This is a genomic window from Hymenobacter tenuis, assembly GCF_054780495.1.
This window is the reverse complement of sequence record NZ_BAAGWF010000003.1, coordinates 346,903-362,204: the sequence shown is the minus strand read 5'-3', so window position 1 is coordinate 362,204 and position 15,302 is coordinate 346,903. Positions and strand designations below refer to the sequence as shown.

14 protein-coding genes are annotated in these 15,302 nt (G+C 51.2%); 7 read left to right on the top strand and 7 right to left on the bottom strand.

The genetic code is table 11. The features are described from left to right. Positions 1–42 precede the first annotated feature (42 nt). The 7 genes from ACYVGU_RS13025 to ACYVGU_RS12995 all read left to right on the top strand — a co-directional run bounded on the left by ACYVGU_RS13025 (position 43) and on the right by ACYVGU_RS12995 (position 7,283). A complete protein-coding gene (locus ACYVGU_RS13025; protein WP_460615174.1) occupies positions 43–906 on the top strand; it encodes a MotA/TolQ/ExbB proton channel family protein in 864 nt (287 codons plus the stop codon). Positions 907–976: 70 nt separating this feature from the next. Next, positions 977–1,606, top strand: a complete 630-nt coding sequence (locus tag ACYVGU_RS13020) for an ExbD/TolR family protein (protein WP_460622442.1) — start codon at positions 977–979, stop codon at positions 1,604–1,606. A gap of 11 nt (positions 1,607–1,617) precedes the next feature. Beyond that, positions 1,618–2,139 (top strand): ExbD/TolR family protein, encoded by a 522-nt coding sequence (locus tag ACYVGU_RS13015; protein ID WP_460615084.1) that lies wholly within the window; start codon positions 1,618–1,620, stop codon positions 2,137–2,139. Continuing rightward, on the top strand, positions 2,136–2,966 hold the full coding sequence (locus ACYVGU_RS13010) for an energy transducer TonB (RefSeq protein WP_460615083.1): 831 nt from the start codon (positions 2,136–2,138) through the stop codon (positions 2,964–2,966). Before ACYVGU_RS13015 ends, ACYVGU_RS13010 begins: the two co-directional genes overlap by 4 nt. Before the next feature lie 329 nt (positions 2,967–3,295). Then, positions 3,296–4,111, top strand: a complete 816-nt coding sequence (locus ACYVGU_RS13005; RefSeq protein ID WP_460622441.1) for an energy transducer TonB — start codon at positions 3,296–3,298, stop codon at positions 4,109–4,111. 485 nt (positions 4,112–4,596) lie between these two features. Beyond that, entirely contained in the window at positions 4,597–5,613 is a 1,017-nt protein-coding gene (locus ACYVGU_RS13000; protein WP_460622440.1) for a PstS family phosphate ABC transporter substrate-binding protein, read from the top strand. Between the two features lie 47 nt (positions 5,614–5,660). Next, entirely contained in the window at positions 5,661–7,283 is a 1,623-nt protein-coding gene (locus ACYVGU_RS12995) for a tetratricopeptide repeat protein (protein WP_460615080.1), read from the top strand. Between the two features lie 81 nt (positions 7,284–7,364). Here the strand turns inward: ACYVGU_RS12995 and ACYVGU_RS12990 are convergent, their stop codons facing one another. The 7 genes from ACYVGU_RS12990 to ACYVGU_RS12960 form a co-directional block, all read right to left on the bottom strand. Continuing rightward, positions 7,365–8,459 (bottom strand): RluA family pseudouridine synthase, encoded by a 1,095-nt coding sequence (locus ACYVGU_RS12990; RefSeq protein ID WP_460622439.1) that lies wholly within the window; start codon positions 8,457–8,459, stop codon positions 7,365–7,367. Between the two features lie 163 nt (positions 8,460–8,622). Continuing rightward, positions 8,623–9,255, bottom strand: coding sequence for an OmpH/Skp family outer membrane protein (locus ACYVGU_RS12985; RefSeq protein WP_460615078.1), 633 nt, complete (start codon positions 9,253–9,255; stop codon positions 8,623–8,625). Positions 9,256–9,300: 45 nt separating this feature from the next. Further along, positions 9,301–9,984, bottom strand: a complete 684-nt coding sequence (locus ACYVGU_RS12980; RefSeq protein WP_460615077.1) for an OmpH/Skp family outer membrane protein — start codon at positions 9,982–9,984, stop codon at positions 9,301–9,303. A gap of 40 nt (positions 9,985–10,024) precedes the next feature. Next, complete coding sequence (bamA, locus tag ACYVGU_RS12975; RefSeq protein ID WP_460622438.1) at positions 10,025–12,556, bottom strand: outer membrane protein assembly factor BamA; 2,532 nt, start codon at positions 12,554–12,556, stop codon at positions 10,025–10,027. A 9-nt stretch (positions 12,557–12,565) separates the two neighbouring features. Further along, a complete protein-coding gene (locus ACYVGU_RS12970) occupies positions 12,566–13,312 on the bottom strand; it encodes an undecaprenyl diphosphate synthase family protein (protein ID WP_460615075.1) in 747 nt (248 codons plus the stop codon). A 180-nt stretch (positions 13,313–13,492) separates the two neighbouring features. Then, entirely contained in the window at positions 13,493–14,254 is a 762-nt protein-coding gene (gene porG, locus ACYVGU_RS12965) for a type IX secretion system protein PorG (RefSeq protein ID WP_460615074.1), read from the bottom strand. Positions 14,255–14,296: 42 nt separating this feature from the next. Continuing rightward, positions 14,297–15,178, bottom strand: a complete 882-nt coding sequence (locus tag ACYVGU_RS12960; RefSeq protein WP_460615073.1) for a DUF6089 family protein — start codon at positions 15,176–15,178, stop codon at positions 14,297–14,299. Between the last annotated feature and the right edge of the window lie 124 nt (positions 15,179–15,302).

Below are 15,302 nucleotides of genomic sequence, written 5' to 3'. Positions count from 1 at the left end.
ACAACCCACTAATTCTCCGGAACAATGGAACAAAAGAATGCCATGAACAAGCCCGCGGCTCGGCCCGCCGCTGCTGCAGCGCCTAAGGGCGAAGCCAAGGGCGGTGGCTCGTCCCTGTTTGCCATTCTCGCCATCGTCTTGGCGTTTATCGTAAGCGTAATCATCTACAAATTCGTTTTAGGTGATGGTAGCCACTTCCAAGGCGGCAACAACGAAAACAACCCGGTATCGGGTGACTACTTTGGCGTAGTATACAAAGGTGGTCCTATCGTACCAGTGCTGATGACGATGTTCCTGTGCGTAATCATCTTCTCGATTGAGCGCGCCCTGACCATTAGCCGTGCTAAAGGCAGCAAAAGCATCGAGTCGTTCGTTCGCACGATCCGTCAGAAGCTGAATGTGAACGACATCACCGGTGCTATTGCCGTTTGCGACCAGCAGAAAGGCTCAGTAGCTAACGTAGTGAAAGCCGGCCTGGGCAAATACCAGGAGATGGCTCGTGAGCGTAACATGGAGAAAGACCAGAAGATCTTGGCTATCCAGAAGGAAATCGAAGAATCGACTGCTTTGGAACTGCCAATGCTGGAGAAAAACCTGGTTATCCTGTCCACTCTGGCGTCTATCGCTACACTGGTAGGTCTGCTCGGTACGGTATTCGGTATGATCAAGGCCTTCTCGGCTCTGGCACAAGGTGGTGCTCCTGACGCAGTAGGTCTGGCTAACGGTATCTCGGAAGCACTGATCAACACGGCTCTGGGTATCGGTACTTCGGCTCTGGCTATCGTAGCCTACAACTTCTTCACCAGCAAAATTGACGAGCTGACTTACAGCATTGACGAAGCTGGCTTCAGCATCATTCAGACCTTCGCTGCTCAGCACGGCGAAACCGAACACCACGCTGCTTAATTTTTAGTGCCTACAGCACTAAAATACAGCCATCTTCGTTTCTGAATTACGCTAACCAACTACACCAGCAATGCCTAAAGTAAAGCCTCATAGAACGTCGCCATCGTTGGACATGACCCCGATGGTTGACCTGGCCTTCCTGCTGGTGACTTTCTTCATGCTCACCACTAAGTTTGCCCCGGAAGAGGCAGTAGTGGTTGATACGCCTTCTTCTACTTCAGAAATTCGCCTGCCAGAGTCTCACGTAATCACCATTTCAGTAGACAAAGACAAGCGCGTATTCTTTGGTGTAGATGATGATGCTATCAAAGCAGACTTGCTGAAACAGGTAGGAGCCAAATACGGCGTGAGTTTCACGGCGGCACAGGTTCAGGCCTTCAAAGGCGTTGCTTCGAGCTTCGGTACCCCTATTGAGAAACTGCCTGCTCTTTTGAGCCTAGACAGTGAACAGCGTAAACTGGTAAAGCAGGAAGGTGTTCCTGCTGACTCTACCAACAACCAGTTTATCGAATGGGTACAGACAGCTCAGCAGCTTAGCCGCAAGTCCACCTATGGTAAGGCAGCGTACGTTGCTATTAAAGGCGACGGTAACGCAGACGTACCAACGGTGATGAAAGTCATTAAACTGATGCAGGAAAAGAACATTAACCGGTTCAACCTGATTACCGACCTCGAAACCAAACCGGTGGCCGGTAACTAACCCGCACAGACATGGCAGAAATACAACAACAAGCTGACTCCGGTAAAGGAGGTAAGAAGCGGGCCAAAAAAATGTCGACCAAAATCGACATGACCCCGATGGTTGACTTGGCCTTCCTGCTCCTCACCTTCTTCATGCTCACGACTACATTCAGCAAGCCTACCGTAATGGAAGTGGCTATGCCTGTGAAGCCGAAGCCTACTGATCCGGAGCCCCCAGCAATTAAAGCTTCGAATGCCCTAACCTTGCTGTTAGGCGAGAACAACAAGCTGTACTATTACGACGGCCTACTAAGCAGCACTACCAAACCTGAGCTAAAACTTTCCGGTTACGATGCCAATGGCATCCGGAAGGTGCTACTGCAGCGCAGAAGCAACAAGGATCTGGTGGTACTGATCAAGCCCGATGAAAAGTCCAACTACAAGAATATGGTCGATATTCTTGATGAGATGAACATCACCGAGACTAAAAAGTACGCGTTGGTGCCCATTGCCAAACCTGACCAAGAACTCATTAAATCTTCTGGATTATGATGGACAACGCACAGTTGGCCAATGCTTCTCTCGACGATATTGTCTTCGAGGGTCGCAACAAGGCCTATGGAGCCTACGTCATCCGGCGGGTATATGGTAAGCACGTAACCAGAGCAGTTCTTATCGCAATTGCCATCTTCGCTGTCATGATTGCCTTCCCTTTGGTGGCACGCATGATGAAGAAAGAAGAGGTGGTTGTTGATGATAAAATGCTCAAAGTAAACCAGCTTGAGGCTCCCCCGCTGGATGCTACCAAGCCGCCACCACCACCGCCGCCGCCGCCAGACGCACCGCCGCCACCGCCGCCAAAGCTCTCCACGGTTAAGTTTGTACCGCCCGTCATCAAAAAGGACGAAGAGGTACAGAAGCAGGAGGAAATTCCTGACCAAGAAGAGTTGAAGGATAAGGTTGTAGCAAACGAGACTGTGAAAGGCAACACCGACAACCCGGCAGACCTTGCTGGATTGGAACCCGGGGAAGGCACGAAAGCAGTTGAGGAGGTTGTAGAAACCAAGCCATACACGTACGTAGAACAGATGCCGGTATTCCCCGGTGGACAAGAAGCGCTACTGCAGTACATTGCCAAGAACATTAAGTACCCGGCAATGGCCCTGCGTAACCAAGTGGAAGGCCGCGTTTTTATCAAGTTTGTAGTAGGTCCTGATGGAGCGGTTACAAACGTGGAAGTGCAGAAAGGTATTGGTGCCGGTTGCGACGAAGAGTCGATGCGGGTAATCAAAAACCTGCCTCGCTTCACTCCTGGTAAGCAGAACGGCCGTGCTGTATCAGTGTACTACACTGTTCCGGTAACCTTCGCTATCAAATAGTACGGTAAGCAACTCAGTTGTTACCATCTTAAACCCCGAATCGGATACTCTCTGGTTCGGGGTTTTTGCTTTATGCCCTTTTCGGCTCTAGTGATTCCTAGGTTCATTCTCCTGATCAAATAGGACCCGCTTAGAGGAAAAAAGGATGGTAGTAGCTATGGCTTCTTTCTGTTATCTGCTTAAGGATAAAAAATATAGTCGGCGCGCATACTATCGCATTCCGATATAGCGTTTACCTGTTGAAAGCCGGCATGAAATAAGGGTAGAGGCGGAAGCAGGCTTGGAAATTAGGTACTGAATCGCATTCCGTTCACTTAATCCTATATCCCATGACCGCAGCCGCACACACCTCCCTCCCTTCTCTCGATGATATCGTTTTCGAGGGACGCAATAAGGCCTATGGAGCCTATGTATTGCGGAAAGTATATGGCCGTCATATTATAACGGCGGTACTGATTTCAACTTCCTTGGCAGCTTTCCTGATAGCAGTGCCGTTGGCTATGCAGCAATTCTGGCCATCGGTTGTTGAGGCCGCTCCTTTGGTGGATTTAGGCGATGAGTCAGTTATTAAGCTGGAGGATGTACGATTCGAGCAGCCAAAACCAGCAACTGCGGCGGCGTCTGCGGTAGCGCCTGTACCACGCCCTGCTACTCCATTAAAGATTGTACCCGATGATCAGGTGAAAGCAACGCCACCATCAACTGCGCCTGAAACTACCGTCGATGGGCCCTCAATGGAAGGTCCAGTGGCCGCAGGGGATATGGAGGTTGGTGTGGGTGGTGGCAGCAGCCATGATACTGTTGAACTGCCTGCAGCACCTGCAGTAAACCAACCCTTCGTGCATGTAGAGGTGATGCCAGAATTTGCCGGTGGAGTAGCAGCCTTAACCAAATACCTGCAACGCCAACTTCACTACCCCCCGCAAGCGCTTAAAGCGGGCGTAGAAGGCAAGGTTTACATTTCGTTTACGGTGAATGCCGATGGCAGTATCACCGATGTAGACGTGTTGAAGGGCTTGGGCTACGGCACTGATGAGGAAGCATCACGCGTGATTCGGCAGATGCCCGCCTGGAAACCTGGTTATCAGAACAATCATCCTGTTAGGGTGCGTTACACGCTGCCTATCACCTTTCAGTATGAATAATTACTAGGTTCAAGCACCTTTATCAGAGTGATTTTGCTTCGCAAAAACTGAAACACAACTGGCTTTAGGCAGGCCAGTTGCGTTTCAGTTTTTGCATATGATTACCCTAGTGAGCTACTCGAGGGTAGTGAACAGATACAAGTAGCACAACCTGCTTACCTACTTTCGCGTCATATATAAAAATCACTATTATGGCCTAGGAAGCCTAGATTTGGATGTAAATTGAGCCGATTCCAGAAAATCGAACAAAATTTCTGTGTTTTTGCGTTTAGTTTATAACCATCTGCTTTGAGTCTGCATGCTTGAACGACCTACTACTGAAGAACGGCTCGGGAACCGGAAGCCTTCTTCTCTGATCCGGTACTTTACCTTGATCATGTCGCTGCTGTACGCTGGCATAGGTGTTTATCTGTGGCTAGCCCCTGAAGGCGCCTTAAGCCTGCCCCTCACAGCCCGACGACTGCTGGCTACCGTCTTCGTATTTTATGGAATCATTAGATTTGTCCGCACATACCAGCAACATTTCAAAAAAAATCAGGATGGCGAGCTTTAAACAATGGGGAATCGGGACTTTGCTTGCAACCAGCTGCCTCGTGATGAGCTGCGGGAATAGCAACAATTCTGGTACCCAAGCTACTGACACGCCTACCAGTGGTAAGATCAGCATTGCGGTCGATGAGACGTTTGAGCCTATCCTGAAATCACAAGTCGACACCTTCCAGAAGCTTTATACCGGAGCCCAGGTACGAGCTGTGTACAAGCCGGAGATTGATGTCATACAGGCTTTCTTAGCCAGTGATAGTGTGCGGCTAGCTGTGGTAGCACGTGACCTAACTCCACAAGAGAAAAGCCGCTTAGAACGACTGAAGCTTGCTCCCCGCTCCCTGAAAATTGGGGTCGATGGGGTTGCCATTGTTGTGCACCCTAGTAACCCTGACTCTTTGCTGACAATAGCGCAGCTGAAGGGCATCTTTACGGGCCAGCAGCAGCAATGGTCTCAGTTGAATAGCAAGAATAAGACTGGGGACATTACGGTAGTGTTCGATAACAATAACTCCAGCACCGCCCGCTTTGTGTTGGATTCCGTTACCCGCGGGACTGCTCTGACTAACAGGGCCTTTGCATCCAAATCGAACCCTGCGCTGCTAGATTACGTTGCTACTCATCCGAACGCTATTGGTGTAATTGGAGTGAACTGGATCAGTGACCAGGATGATGCCTCCGTACAGAAGTTTTTGAAGCGCGTCCGGGTAGTAGGTATCAGCCCCAAATCTTCGGGTTCTACTCCTGAAGATTACGTTCAGCCATATCAGGCTTATCTGGCTCAGAAAACATACCCTCTGCGCCGCGAATTATACGTTATCAGCCGAGAAGCGCGCGCCGGACTTGGCACCGGTTTTGCATCCTTCGTAGCAGGTAACAAAGGGCAGCTTATCATGCTGAAGTCAGGACTGATGCCGGCTACCGGCCAAGTCCGCCTCGTTGAAGTAAAGCCCCAGTAACCGTACTTTCCCTTTCCTAATACGCATTTCCACTAAACCTTTTGCTCATGAACCTCAAGCCCTGGAAGCTCACGCTCCTCGCTGCTTTGTCTGTTTCCGGCTCTGCCGCCCTTGCCCAAACTTCGGGTGCTCAAAAAGCCATTGAGTTGGAGCGTTACAGCGAAGCACGCGCTGCCCTACTCCGTCAGGGCCAGTCGAACGAAGCATCGTTTGAATTAGGCCGTTTGTATCAGCTGCGCGACATGCCTGATTCGGCTGCGTATTATTTTAATCGGGTCACGCTGGATAAAAAAGATCCGATGACCATGGTTGCCGCCGGGCGTGCTGCCTTGGCGCAAGGCAAAGCAGCCGAAGCTGAAATTCAGTTCGACAATGCTGTGAAAGCCTCGAAGGGCAAAGATGTGAAGGTGTTCACAATGATTGCTCAGGCCTATGCCGAGTCAGACATTAAGGACACTAGCAAAGCTTTGGCCTATGTAAGCGCTGGTGAAAAGCTGGCGAAAGGCAAGGACGATCCGGCGCTGATGATTGCGCGTGGCGACTTGTACCTGAAGTCGGAAACTGGCGGTGGTGAAGCTATGAACAGCTACGAGCGCGCTTCGCTTGCCGATCCAAACAATGCGCAGGCATATGTACGGAAAGGCCAACTGAACATGCGTGCCCGTACTTACAACGAAGCCAAAACCAACTTCGACAAGGCCATCAGCATTGATCCGAACTATGCTCCGGCTTACAATGCCTTGGCCGAGACCTATTACTTTGCTGGTCGCTACGATGACGCGTTGGCACAGTTTCAGAAGTATTCTTCCCTAGCAGAGAAATCTTCTACGACGGATGCCAAATACGCTTCGTTCCTCTATCTGACGAAGAAGTATCCTGAGGCACTGGTTGAGATTGAAAAGGTATTGGCCAAAGAGCCAAAGAACCTTACCATGAACCGTCTCAAGGCGTACACCCTGTACGAAACCGGCAAGAACGACGAGGCACTGGCCGCTATGCAGCAATACATGCAGGCTGCTCAGGCTGAGAACAAAGTAATTACCGAAGACAACGTGTACTACGGTAAGATGCTCATCAAAGGCGGTAAGACCAGTGAAGGTGCTGCCATCATTAAGAAAGCAATTGACGCCGACCCCAAGAAGGCGCCTGAGTTGCAGAATGAGCTAGCCCAAGCTTACCTCTCGGCTAAGGATTATCCTAATGCCATTATTGTTTACAAAGCCAAAATCAAGGCGAACAATGGTGCTGACCTCACGGATAAAGTATACCTAGGCCGGGCATATGAGATGAATGAGCAATTTGCTCAGGCTGATAGCCTATACGGCGTTGTTCTGACAGAGCGCCCAACGTATGTACCTGGCTACCAGATGCGTGCTCGTGCCAATGCCAACATCGATAAAGACTCGAAGAAAGGCTTGGCTAAGCCATACTACGAGAAATACATAGAGGTAGCAGGCGCTTCTGCGGATGCTGCCAAGTACAAGACTGGCCTGATTGAGGCCAACAAGTACCTTGGCTACTACTACTATCAGAAGGGTGATAAGACCTCTGCTCTGCCCTACTGGCAGCAGGCGCTGGCGCTGGATCCCAATGATCAGCAGGCTAAAACGGCCATTGCCGAGATTACAAAGCCTAAAGCTGCCCCTAAGGCTGCCGTCAAGCGCAAGTAGTTTTCAGCAGTAGTCTGATCAGAATTCAAAAGCCCCCTACTGTGGTAGGGGGCTTTTGCTGTTTTAAGAACCTAGGAAGCGTTACTCTTCGTTACTTGTATACTTGTCCCATTCTGCCAGCACGGTTGCAAAATCGAGGGGTAATTCGGCTTCAAACTGCATGTGTTCGCGCGTGACGGGGTGCTCAAACCCTAGGGACTTTGCATGTAGCGCTTGCCTAGGCATAAGGGCCAGCAATTTCTCTGCAAACGTCTTGTAGGCACCTGTGCGCTGGCCATACACAATCTTATCGCCGCCATACGTAGCATCCCCAAACAAAGGGTGACCGATATGCCTCATATGCACCCTGATCTGATGCGTACGTCCCGTTTCCAGATTACACTGGAGCAAGGCTACCTTACCAAAAGAGCGCAACACTTTATAGTGCGTTACGGCGTGCTTTCCATGGTCGCCTTCCGGGAAAACAGACTGCACCTTCCGATCCTTCAGACTACGGCCTACGTTGCCACGAATAGTCCCGGTTTCTTCTTTGGGTACTCCCCACACTAACGCCAAATAGGTGCGCTCAATGGTATGATGGAAAAACTGGTTCGACAAATGGGTCATGGCCCACTCAGTTTTACCCACTACCAGCAGCCCGGAAGTATCCTTATCGATACGATGCACCAATCCTGGCCGTATTTCGCCATTGCGCCCTGTTGGCAGGTTCTGCAAGTGATGAGCTAGCCCATTAACTAATGTGCCATGCCAGTTACCAAACGCCGGATGCACTACCAGGCCAGCCGGCTTGTTCACAATGAGCAGTTCGGCATCCTCGTAGCGGATGTCCAAATCCATGGGCTCAGGCAATACCCGAAAGTCAATTGGCGGCTCAGGCAGCGTAACGGTAATTACATCAAACGGCTTAACGCGGTAGTTAGACTTTACGGGCTGGTCGTTTACCTGCACGGCCTCGGCTTTGATAGCCGCCTGAATACGGGTGCGCGACGTGCTATGCAGCCGATTCAGCAAGAATTTATCTAGCCGTAGCAGTACCTGGCGTTTGTCGGCACGGATGCGGTGGTGCTCATATAGCTCATCACCTTCATCCGTTTCATCCTCCTCCGGGTCAGCGGGGTCAGAGGGTGGCAAGTAAGTAGGCAAATGCGCAGTAACTTCTTCTTCAGGCTCCAACATAAAGCACACAAAAGCAGCAAAGGTTAATTTTCAGGCTGACTAAGGCTGTAACCACCAACGACCCTAGTCGGTCGCCAAGGCTGACAGGCGTCTATAAAACAGCAACAGCCGAGGCATAGGCCTCGGCTGTGCAGTGAATACGGGCAATGCCGCGTATATCAGATTACTTCTTGGTCTTCGTCTTGGTTTTTGAAGCAGCCGGAGCTGCGGAAGTAGCAGCCGGAGCGGAAGCCGCAGGCGTGCTGATTTTGGCAGCAGCTGCACCAGGCGTGATACCCATTTTCTTCAGCACCAGGTCCGACACGTCACCTTCTTTGGGGCCGTGCAGCAACACTGGGCTAGCGCCATCAGAGTTCAGAATGTAGGTGTAGCCGTTTTCCTCAGCTACAGCATCAATGTTCTTCTGGAGCTTGTCCAGCGCTGGCTTCAGCAGTGCTTGCTGCTTTTGCTGCAAAGAGGTCTCTGCGTTCTGCTGAAACTCCTGAATTGACTGCTGCAAGTTCTGCAGTTCTTTCTGCTTATCGGCACGAACTGGGTCAGACATGGCCGTAGCACCTTTCTGGAAAGCATCAGCTTTCGTCTGGAACTCGCTGTATTTGGTATCGAGCTGGTTTTTAAGCTGAGCGCTGTAGTCTTTCAACTGTGACTCAATTTGCTTGCTCTCAGGCATCTGGCTCAGCACGTACTCCACGCTGGTGTACCCGATTTTCAGCGGTGCGGCCGTCTGGGCCATCGAAACCGTAGCCGTGGTGAAAGTAAGGGCGGCAGCAGCCAGCGCAACGCGGAATTTGTTCATGGTGGTCATCAAAAAGGGAAATGTCAGAGAGTTAGATGCGCAAAGTTAGTTTTTTCGTGTTGCCGGACGCGTAGTAGTGCGGGTCGGCTGCTTGGTACGGGCAGGAGCAGGCTCATCGTCTACAGCAGCGCTTCCTGCAGGCGCCTGTGGGGTGGTCACCGTCCGCACAGCTCCTTTTTGGGCAGGCTGGTTACGGTCTTCGGAGGCCAAGCCTAACTCCTCCAACACAAACTCCGTGTAATCGTGCACAGGGTTAGTATACAGCATGGTCAGGTCGCCGGACTTATCAAAGACGATGGCCAGTTGTTTTTTCTTAGCCACTTTTTCAATGGCTTCAAACACCTGATCCTGTACCGGCTTGGTTAGCTCCTGGCGCTTCTTAAAGAGCTGGCCTTCAAAGCCGAATATCTTGTTCTGATAATCCCGAATGTCCTGCTCCTTCTTCAGAATCTCATCCTGCCGCTTCTTCTTCATCGGCTCTGTAAGAACCACTTCTTCGGCCTGATAATTCCGGTAGAGCTTATCTAAGTCTTTTTTCTGACTCTCGATATCTTTTTGCCAGTTGCTGGAAAGCGTATTCAGTTCCTGTTGGGCTTGGGCATAAGCAGGGAGCTTGCTCATCAGAAATTCTGAATCGACATAGCCGAACTTCTGCGCCAGCAGGGTTTGCGGCAAAAACACCCCTAGCAACAGCATGGCAGCTGCTACCCACGAAAACATCTTGTTCATAGTAAAAAAAGATGAAGTGCTGCCGGCCGCACCGCCGGGCTTAACGGAGCTGCTGACCAATGATAAAGTGGAATATGCCCTTCTGCTGGTTCTGACCACCGGCTGCAGAAGGCGGTATTTTGTCGAAGCCCCAGCCGTAATCGAAGCCTAGCAAACCGAATGCCGACATGAAAATACGAGCGCCTACCCCAGCTGAACGGTACAGCTTATAAGGGTTGTAATTACTGTACGTTTCAAAGGAGTTGCCTGCCTCAGCGAAGCTAAGTACATACACCGTCGCGGCCGGGTTCAGGCTGACCGGATACCGCATTTCCAGCACAAACTTGTTGTACGCAACGCCACCCGTAGAAGACTGGCGAGAAGCCGGTAGCGAGTTGGGGTCATTGGGGTCAGCATAGCCACGCAGACCGATGTATTCAGTACCGGCTAGGAAGTTAGCAGAGCCGCCGTACCCTAGTCCGGAGCCGCCCAACTTAAAGCGTTCAAACGGACCGATCTGGCGGCCGCCTCCGTAGCTGCCAATAAAGCCGAAGTGGGCGCGGGTATTCAACACCAGCTTGCCTACCACCGGCGAGAACCACGAGGCATCAAACATCCATTTGTGGAACTCAACCCACTCATTCACGTTTGGGTGCGCCCCCGGAAATACAGAGTAAGGAGGCGTCAGGTTAACGCTCAAGGCCAACGATGAACCACGCCGCGTGAACGTTGGGTTGTCGATGCTGTTTCGGGCTAGGGTTGTGTTGAAGGTAATGTTGTTAGCATTACCCGTTCCGCCCGCGAAGAATGCCTCAAAGCCAGGGTACTTGTTGAGCTTATACTGCGTTACCGACAACGCATTGCTCAGCGTGAAGTAGTCATCGGGCCACCGCAGACGACGGCCTAAGCTCACGCTACCCCCATTGGTTTTAAGGAAGCTTCCGGTAGACGCATCGAAGTTAGTACCGATGCGGTAGATGGTTTTGGTTAAACTCACCGACAGCGAGTTCGGCTTACGCCCACCCAGCCACGGCTCCGTGAAGGAGAAGGAATACGCCTGGTACTGTAAGCCGTTCGCTTGTACGTTCAGCGCCAGACGCTGTCCATCACCTGAGGGTACCGGCGTCCAGTTACGCAGCGTACCAGCTTTCCGCAGGGAGAAGTTGTTAAACACTAGGCCCACTGTACCGATAAAGCCGGCATATCCGCCCCAGCCACCAGAGAGAGTAATCTGGTCGGAGGGCTTTTCCTCTACCGTGTAGTTGATGTCCACGGTGCCATCGGCCTGATTCGGCACGGGGTTCAACCCAATTTTTTCAGGGTCAAAATAGCCTAGCGTAGCAATTTCGCGCTGGCTACGGATCAGCTGTTCACGGCTGAATTTATCGCCGGGCAACGTGTACAAGGCCCGCCGAACCACGTGGTCCGAGGTCTTGGTATTACCCGCAATATTCACATCTTTAATACGAGCCTGCACACCCTCCGTCACGCGCATCTCAATATCAATTGAGTCGCCTTCGACTTTAGTTTCAACTGGTTCGATCTGGAAGAAGAGGTAGCCGTCGTTCATATAGAGCGAGGTTACGTCTTGGCCGGTCGGGTTATAGTTCAGGCGCTTATCCAGCGTTTCTTTACTATATACACTACCCTCCTTAATGCCCAGAACCGATGCCAGCGTGCGGTCATCGTAGAGGTAATTACCCTTCCAGCTGATGTTGCGGAAGTAATACTTAGGCCCCTCATCAATCTTAATGGTCAGGCGCAACGCATCACCAACCCGCTCCAGCGTATCCGACAACACAGTCGCGTCGCGGTAGCCTTCGCTGTTGTAGAAGTCGAGGAGCTTTTGCTTATCGTCAGAAAACTCCTTCGGCTGAAACTTACCGGAGTTGAAGAGCTTCGGAAACTTCTTTTCCTTCGTTTTCTTCAGTTTGCCCTTGAGCTTGCTGTCTGAATACGCGGAATTGCCTTCAAAGACGATGTCGTTAATTTTGATCTTCGAGCCTTTGTCAACGTTGATGTTCAGGACAACGCTATTCGAAAGCGACGAATCCGGCAGCTGCGTAATATTGACCTTCGCGTCTAGGAAACCCTTATTGGTATAGAACTTCCGCACCTGCGAGCGAGTATTGCTCAGCAGCGCATCCGTCACCACTTTGCCCCGGATCAGCTTGATCTTGTTTTTCAGTTCATCAGCTTGGCCCTTGCCAATGCCCGAGAACTCAAATTTGGATAGCCGGGGCCGCTCCTTCAGATTAAAATCTAGGAAAATACGCGTGCCCTCGGTGCGGGCAATGCTTACGCTTACATCTCCCAATATGCCCTGATCCCAGAGCCGGCGGATAGCCTTACCAATTTCCTCCCCCGGAATGGTAATAGGGTCGCCTATTTTTAACCCAGTCAGGCCAATAAGCGTATTAGGATCCAGGTAGCGCGCACCACTGACCGTGACGCCGCCCAACGTATACCGTTGTGGTTGCTCACCAGCTGCCGTGGCAGGCTGCGTTTGCGCCAGAAGTGTGCCAACCGGAGCTGCTCCTAGAGTTAAGGCAAGAGCAGCGGCCGGAAGTATTTTATGGTAGGAAGAACTCATGTTCTGAGATTACGAAACGGTTAGCTGCTCACTGGTTTTTCCAAACCGACGCTCGCGCTGCTGATAGGCGCGCAAAGCATCGTAGAAATGCTCCCGACGGAAATCAGGCCACAGCAGCTCTGTAATAAACAATTCAGTATAGGCCAGCTGCCACAGCAAAAAGTTGCTGATGCGCTGTTCACCACTCGTCCGGATTAGCAAGGCTGGGTCCGGTATACCCGCGGTGGTAAGGAATCCAGCAATTGTCTGCTCCGTTATCTGCTCTGGCTGCAGACGACCGGCAGCCACCTCGACGGCCATGCGCTGCGAAGCCTGCGTCAGATCCCAGCGGCCACTGTAGCTCAAGGCTAATATCAGTGTGGTGCGGGTGCCACCTTTGGTAAGCTCAATGGCCTCCGCCAGCTCCTTTTGGCAAGATTTCGGTAGGTTTTCAATCTGCCCGATAGCCTGCAGCCGAATGCTGTTCTTGAGCAGTGTAGGCGTTTCCTGCCGAATGGTGTGCACCAAGAGTTGCATAAGTGCCATCACCTCGTGCGCCGGCCTCGACCAGTTCTCGGTGGAGAAGGCATATAAGGTTAGGTACTGCACACCTACCTCGGCGGCTGCCTCCACAGTTTCGCGCACCGCCGTAATGGCGCTTTGGTGCCCGAAAATGCGTAGGCCACCCTTCTGCTTGGCCCACCGGCCATTACCATCCATGATAACAGCTACGTGGGCAGGAATATTCTGGGAATCTATCTCGGACCGGACGGCCATTGGTACTTTTTGCGTAAAGAGGCCGCAAGTTACGCAAATGGTTGCATTCCCCTCTGCCTGATAATCAGTTGTGCTTGGCTGCTAAAATACGAACAGCCCTCCGCATTTAGTATGCGAAGGGCTGTGAACCGCTAAACAATCCGGCACTTCGTTTAGTAAAGGCGGCTAGTGCCGCCTTTACTACTCCTTCCTGCCCTTTTCCATATTCTTATCGGGGCAGCGAATTTTATAGAACGTGTACGAAACACTCACGCCGTTATAGAAATACCAGTCCTGATCGTGTGGATTACCACGTACCTCATCCTGGCTCCCAGACGATGGCAAGTCTTTCCCATAGCCATCCAACTTATCCGTGAATGTTTTCCTAGCCCCTGCTTCCAAGCCAAGGTTCCAATGCTTCGACAAAGCATACTTCAAGCCAAGGCCAGCAGGTATTGCTACCCCAAAATTTCCTTGGTACTCTCCTGAGTTACCGCCTTCTACTCCCATTTTGGTATGGGCATAAAATCCAGCCACTCCCACAAATACATACGGAGTAAGATGGACTTTGTCGTGCCGGTCGTGGTAGTCGAAGAAATTATACTCCATCACCCCCGACACTTCTAACAAGCTACCTTTCATATAGGAGTTCCGATAAGCAGCCAAAGGGGCTGGAGTACCGTTCACACCTTTCACAGTCTGGTCAGTAGCCCGCAGCATTCCGCCCGTTAGGCCTGCTCGCAGAGTTACCGGGGCGGAAATGTCTTTCCGATAGAAAGCCGTGAAGGCCGGGCGGTTGTTGCGGAATTGATACGAAGGAGACAACTCGCCTTTGTATGTGAGTCCGCCTAATCCTACGCCTATTTCGCTGGTATTTTGGGCGGTTGCGGTAGGGGCAAAAAAAACACTCCTCACCGGCAGCAAGCCGATCAGGAGTGTTTTGAAGAGAGTCGATTTGGTCATCAGACTGACTGTTGGTGAAATATAACAGCCAGTTGCTGCTGGCTATCGGAATTTGGGGCTTCTTACTCGCGGAGCGAGGATATAGTTTAGCGATACACCCAATGTAGTGTACCAATCTTTCTCATTGCTCTTACCACGCTGGTAGCCGCTCTGGTTTTCGCGGTTCCAAGTACCTGGGAAGTTACGAGTGATATCCCAGCCGAAGTACTGAGCATCACCAGCAGCTAAATCATTTCTCGAGCTAACGTAGTCGGTGCTTACATCGTCTAAGTAGTCAGTAAATGTTTTGCGGAAGCCTAGCTCCAAGCCAATGTCAAACTGACGGTTGAGCTTGTACCGGGCACCAGCGCCGAAAGGAATTACAAATTGACCCAGGCTATACGCGCTAGACTGACCTTCAGTACGCAATGGCTGAAGAGCAACATAGTCACCGCTGGCGTTCAAGCCCTTAGGATTGTGACGAATTACGCCTACACCACCAAACACGTATGGAACGAAATCTGGACGCTTAATATAGTTGTTACGATTTTCGATCAGGTCGAAGATACCCGTAGCAGCAAACTCCAAAATGTCATTCCGGAAGTTCATGTTACGGTTGTAACGGAATTTTGCGTCGCCATCGTTCTGATCAGCTGCTTTTGAGTCTTCGCCCGTGATACGACCGTATGACAAAGAAGCACGTGCAGAAACACGTGGAGTGAAACGACGGGTGAACGTCAGACCCAAGTTAGGACGGGTGGCACCGGCACGAAAGCTAGGAATGCTAGGCTTAGGTGTGATGTCGCCGAAATAGTTCATGGCGTTCAGGCTCACACCTACGGAATTGTATTGCTTCCGCTTGCTGAACTGCTGCGCACTGGCCTCAGACGCCACCAGCGCAAGGACTAGTAACAGGGCAATAGTGTGGGTGAAGAGTTGCTTCATATTAAGCGAATGTTAAAAATATTGCGATTTCGGAGGCGAACAAAAGTGTATGGACACGGTCGCAGATAGCGACAAAAGTAGCAGATGCCGTGAACTTTAAAAACAATTAATAGAAAAACCCTAT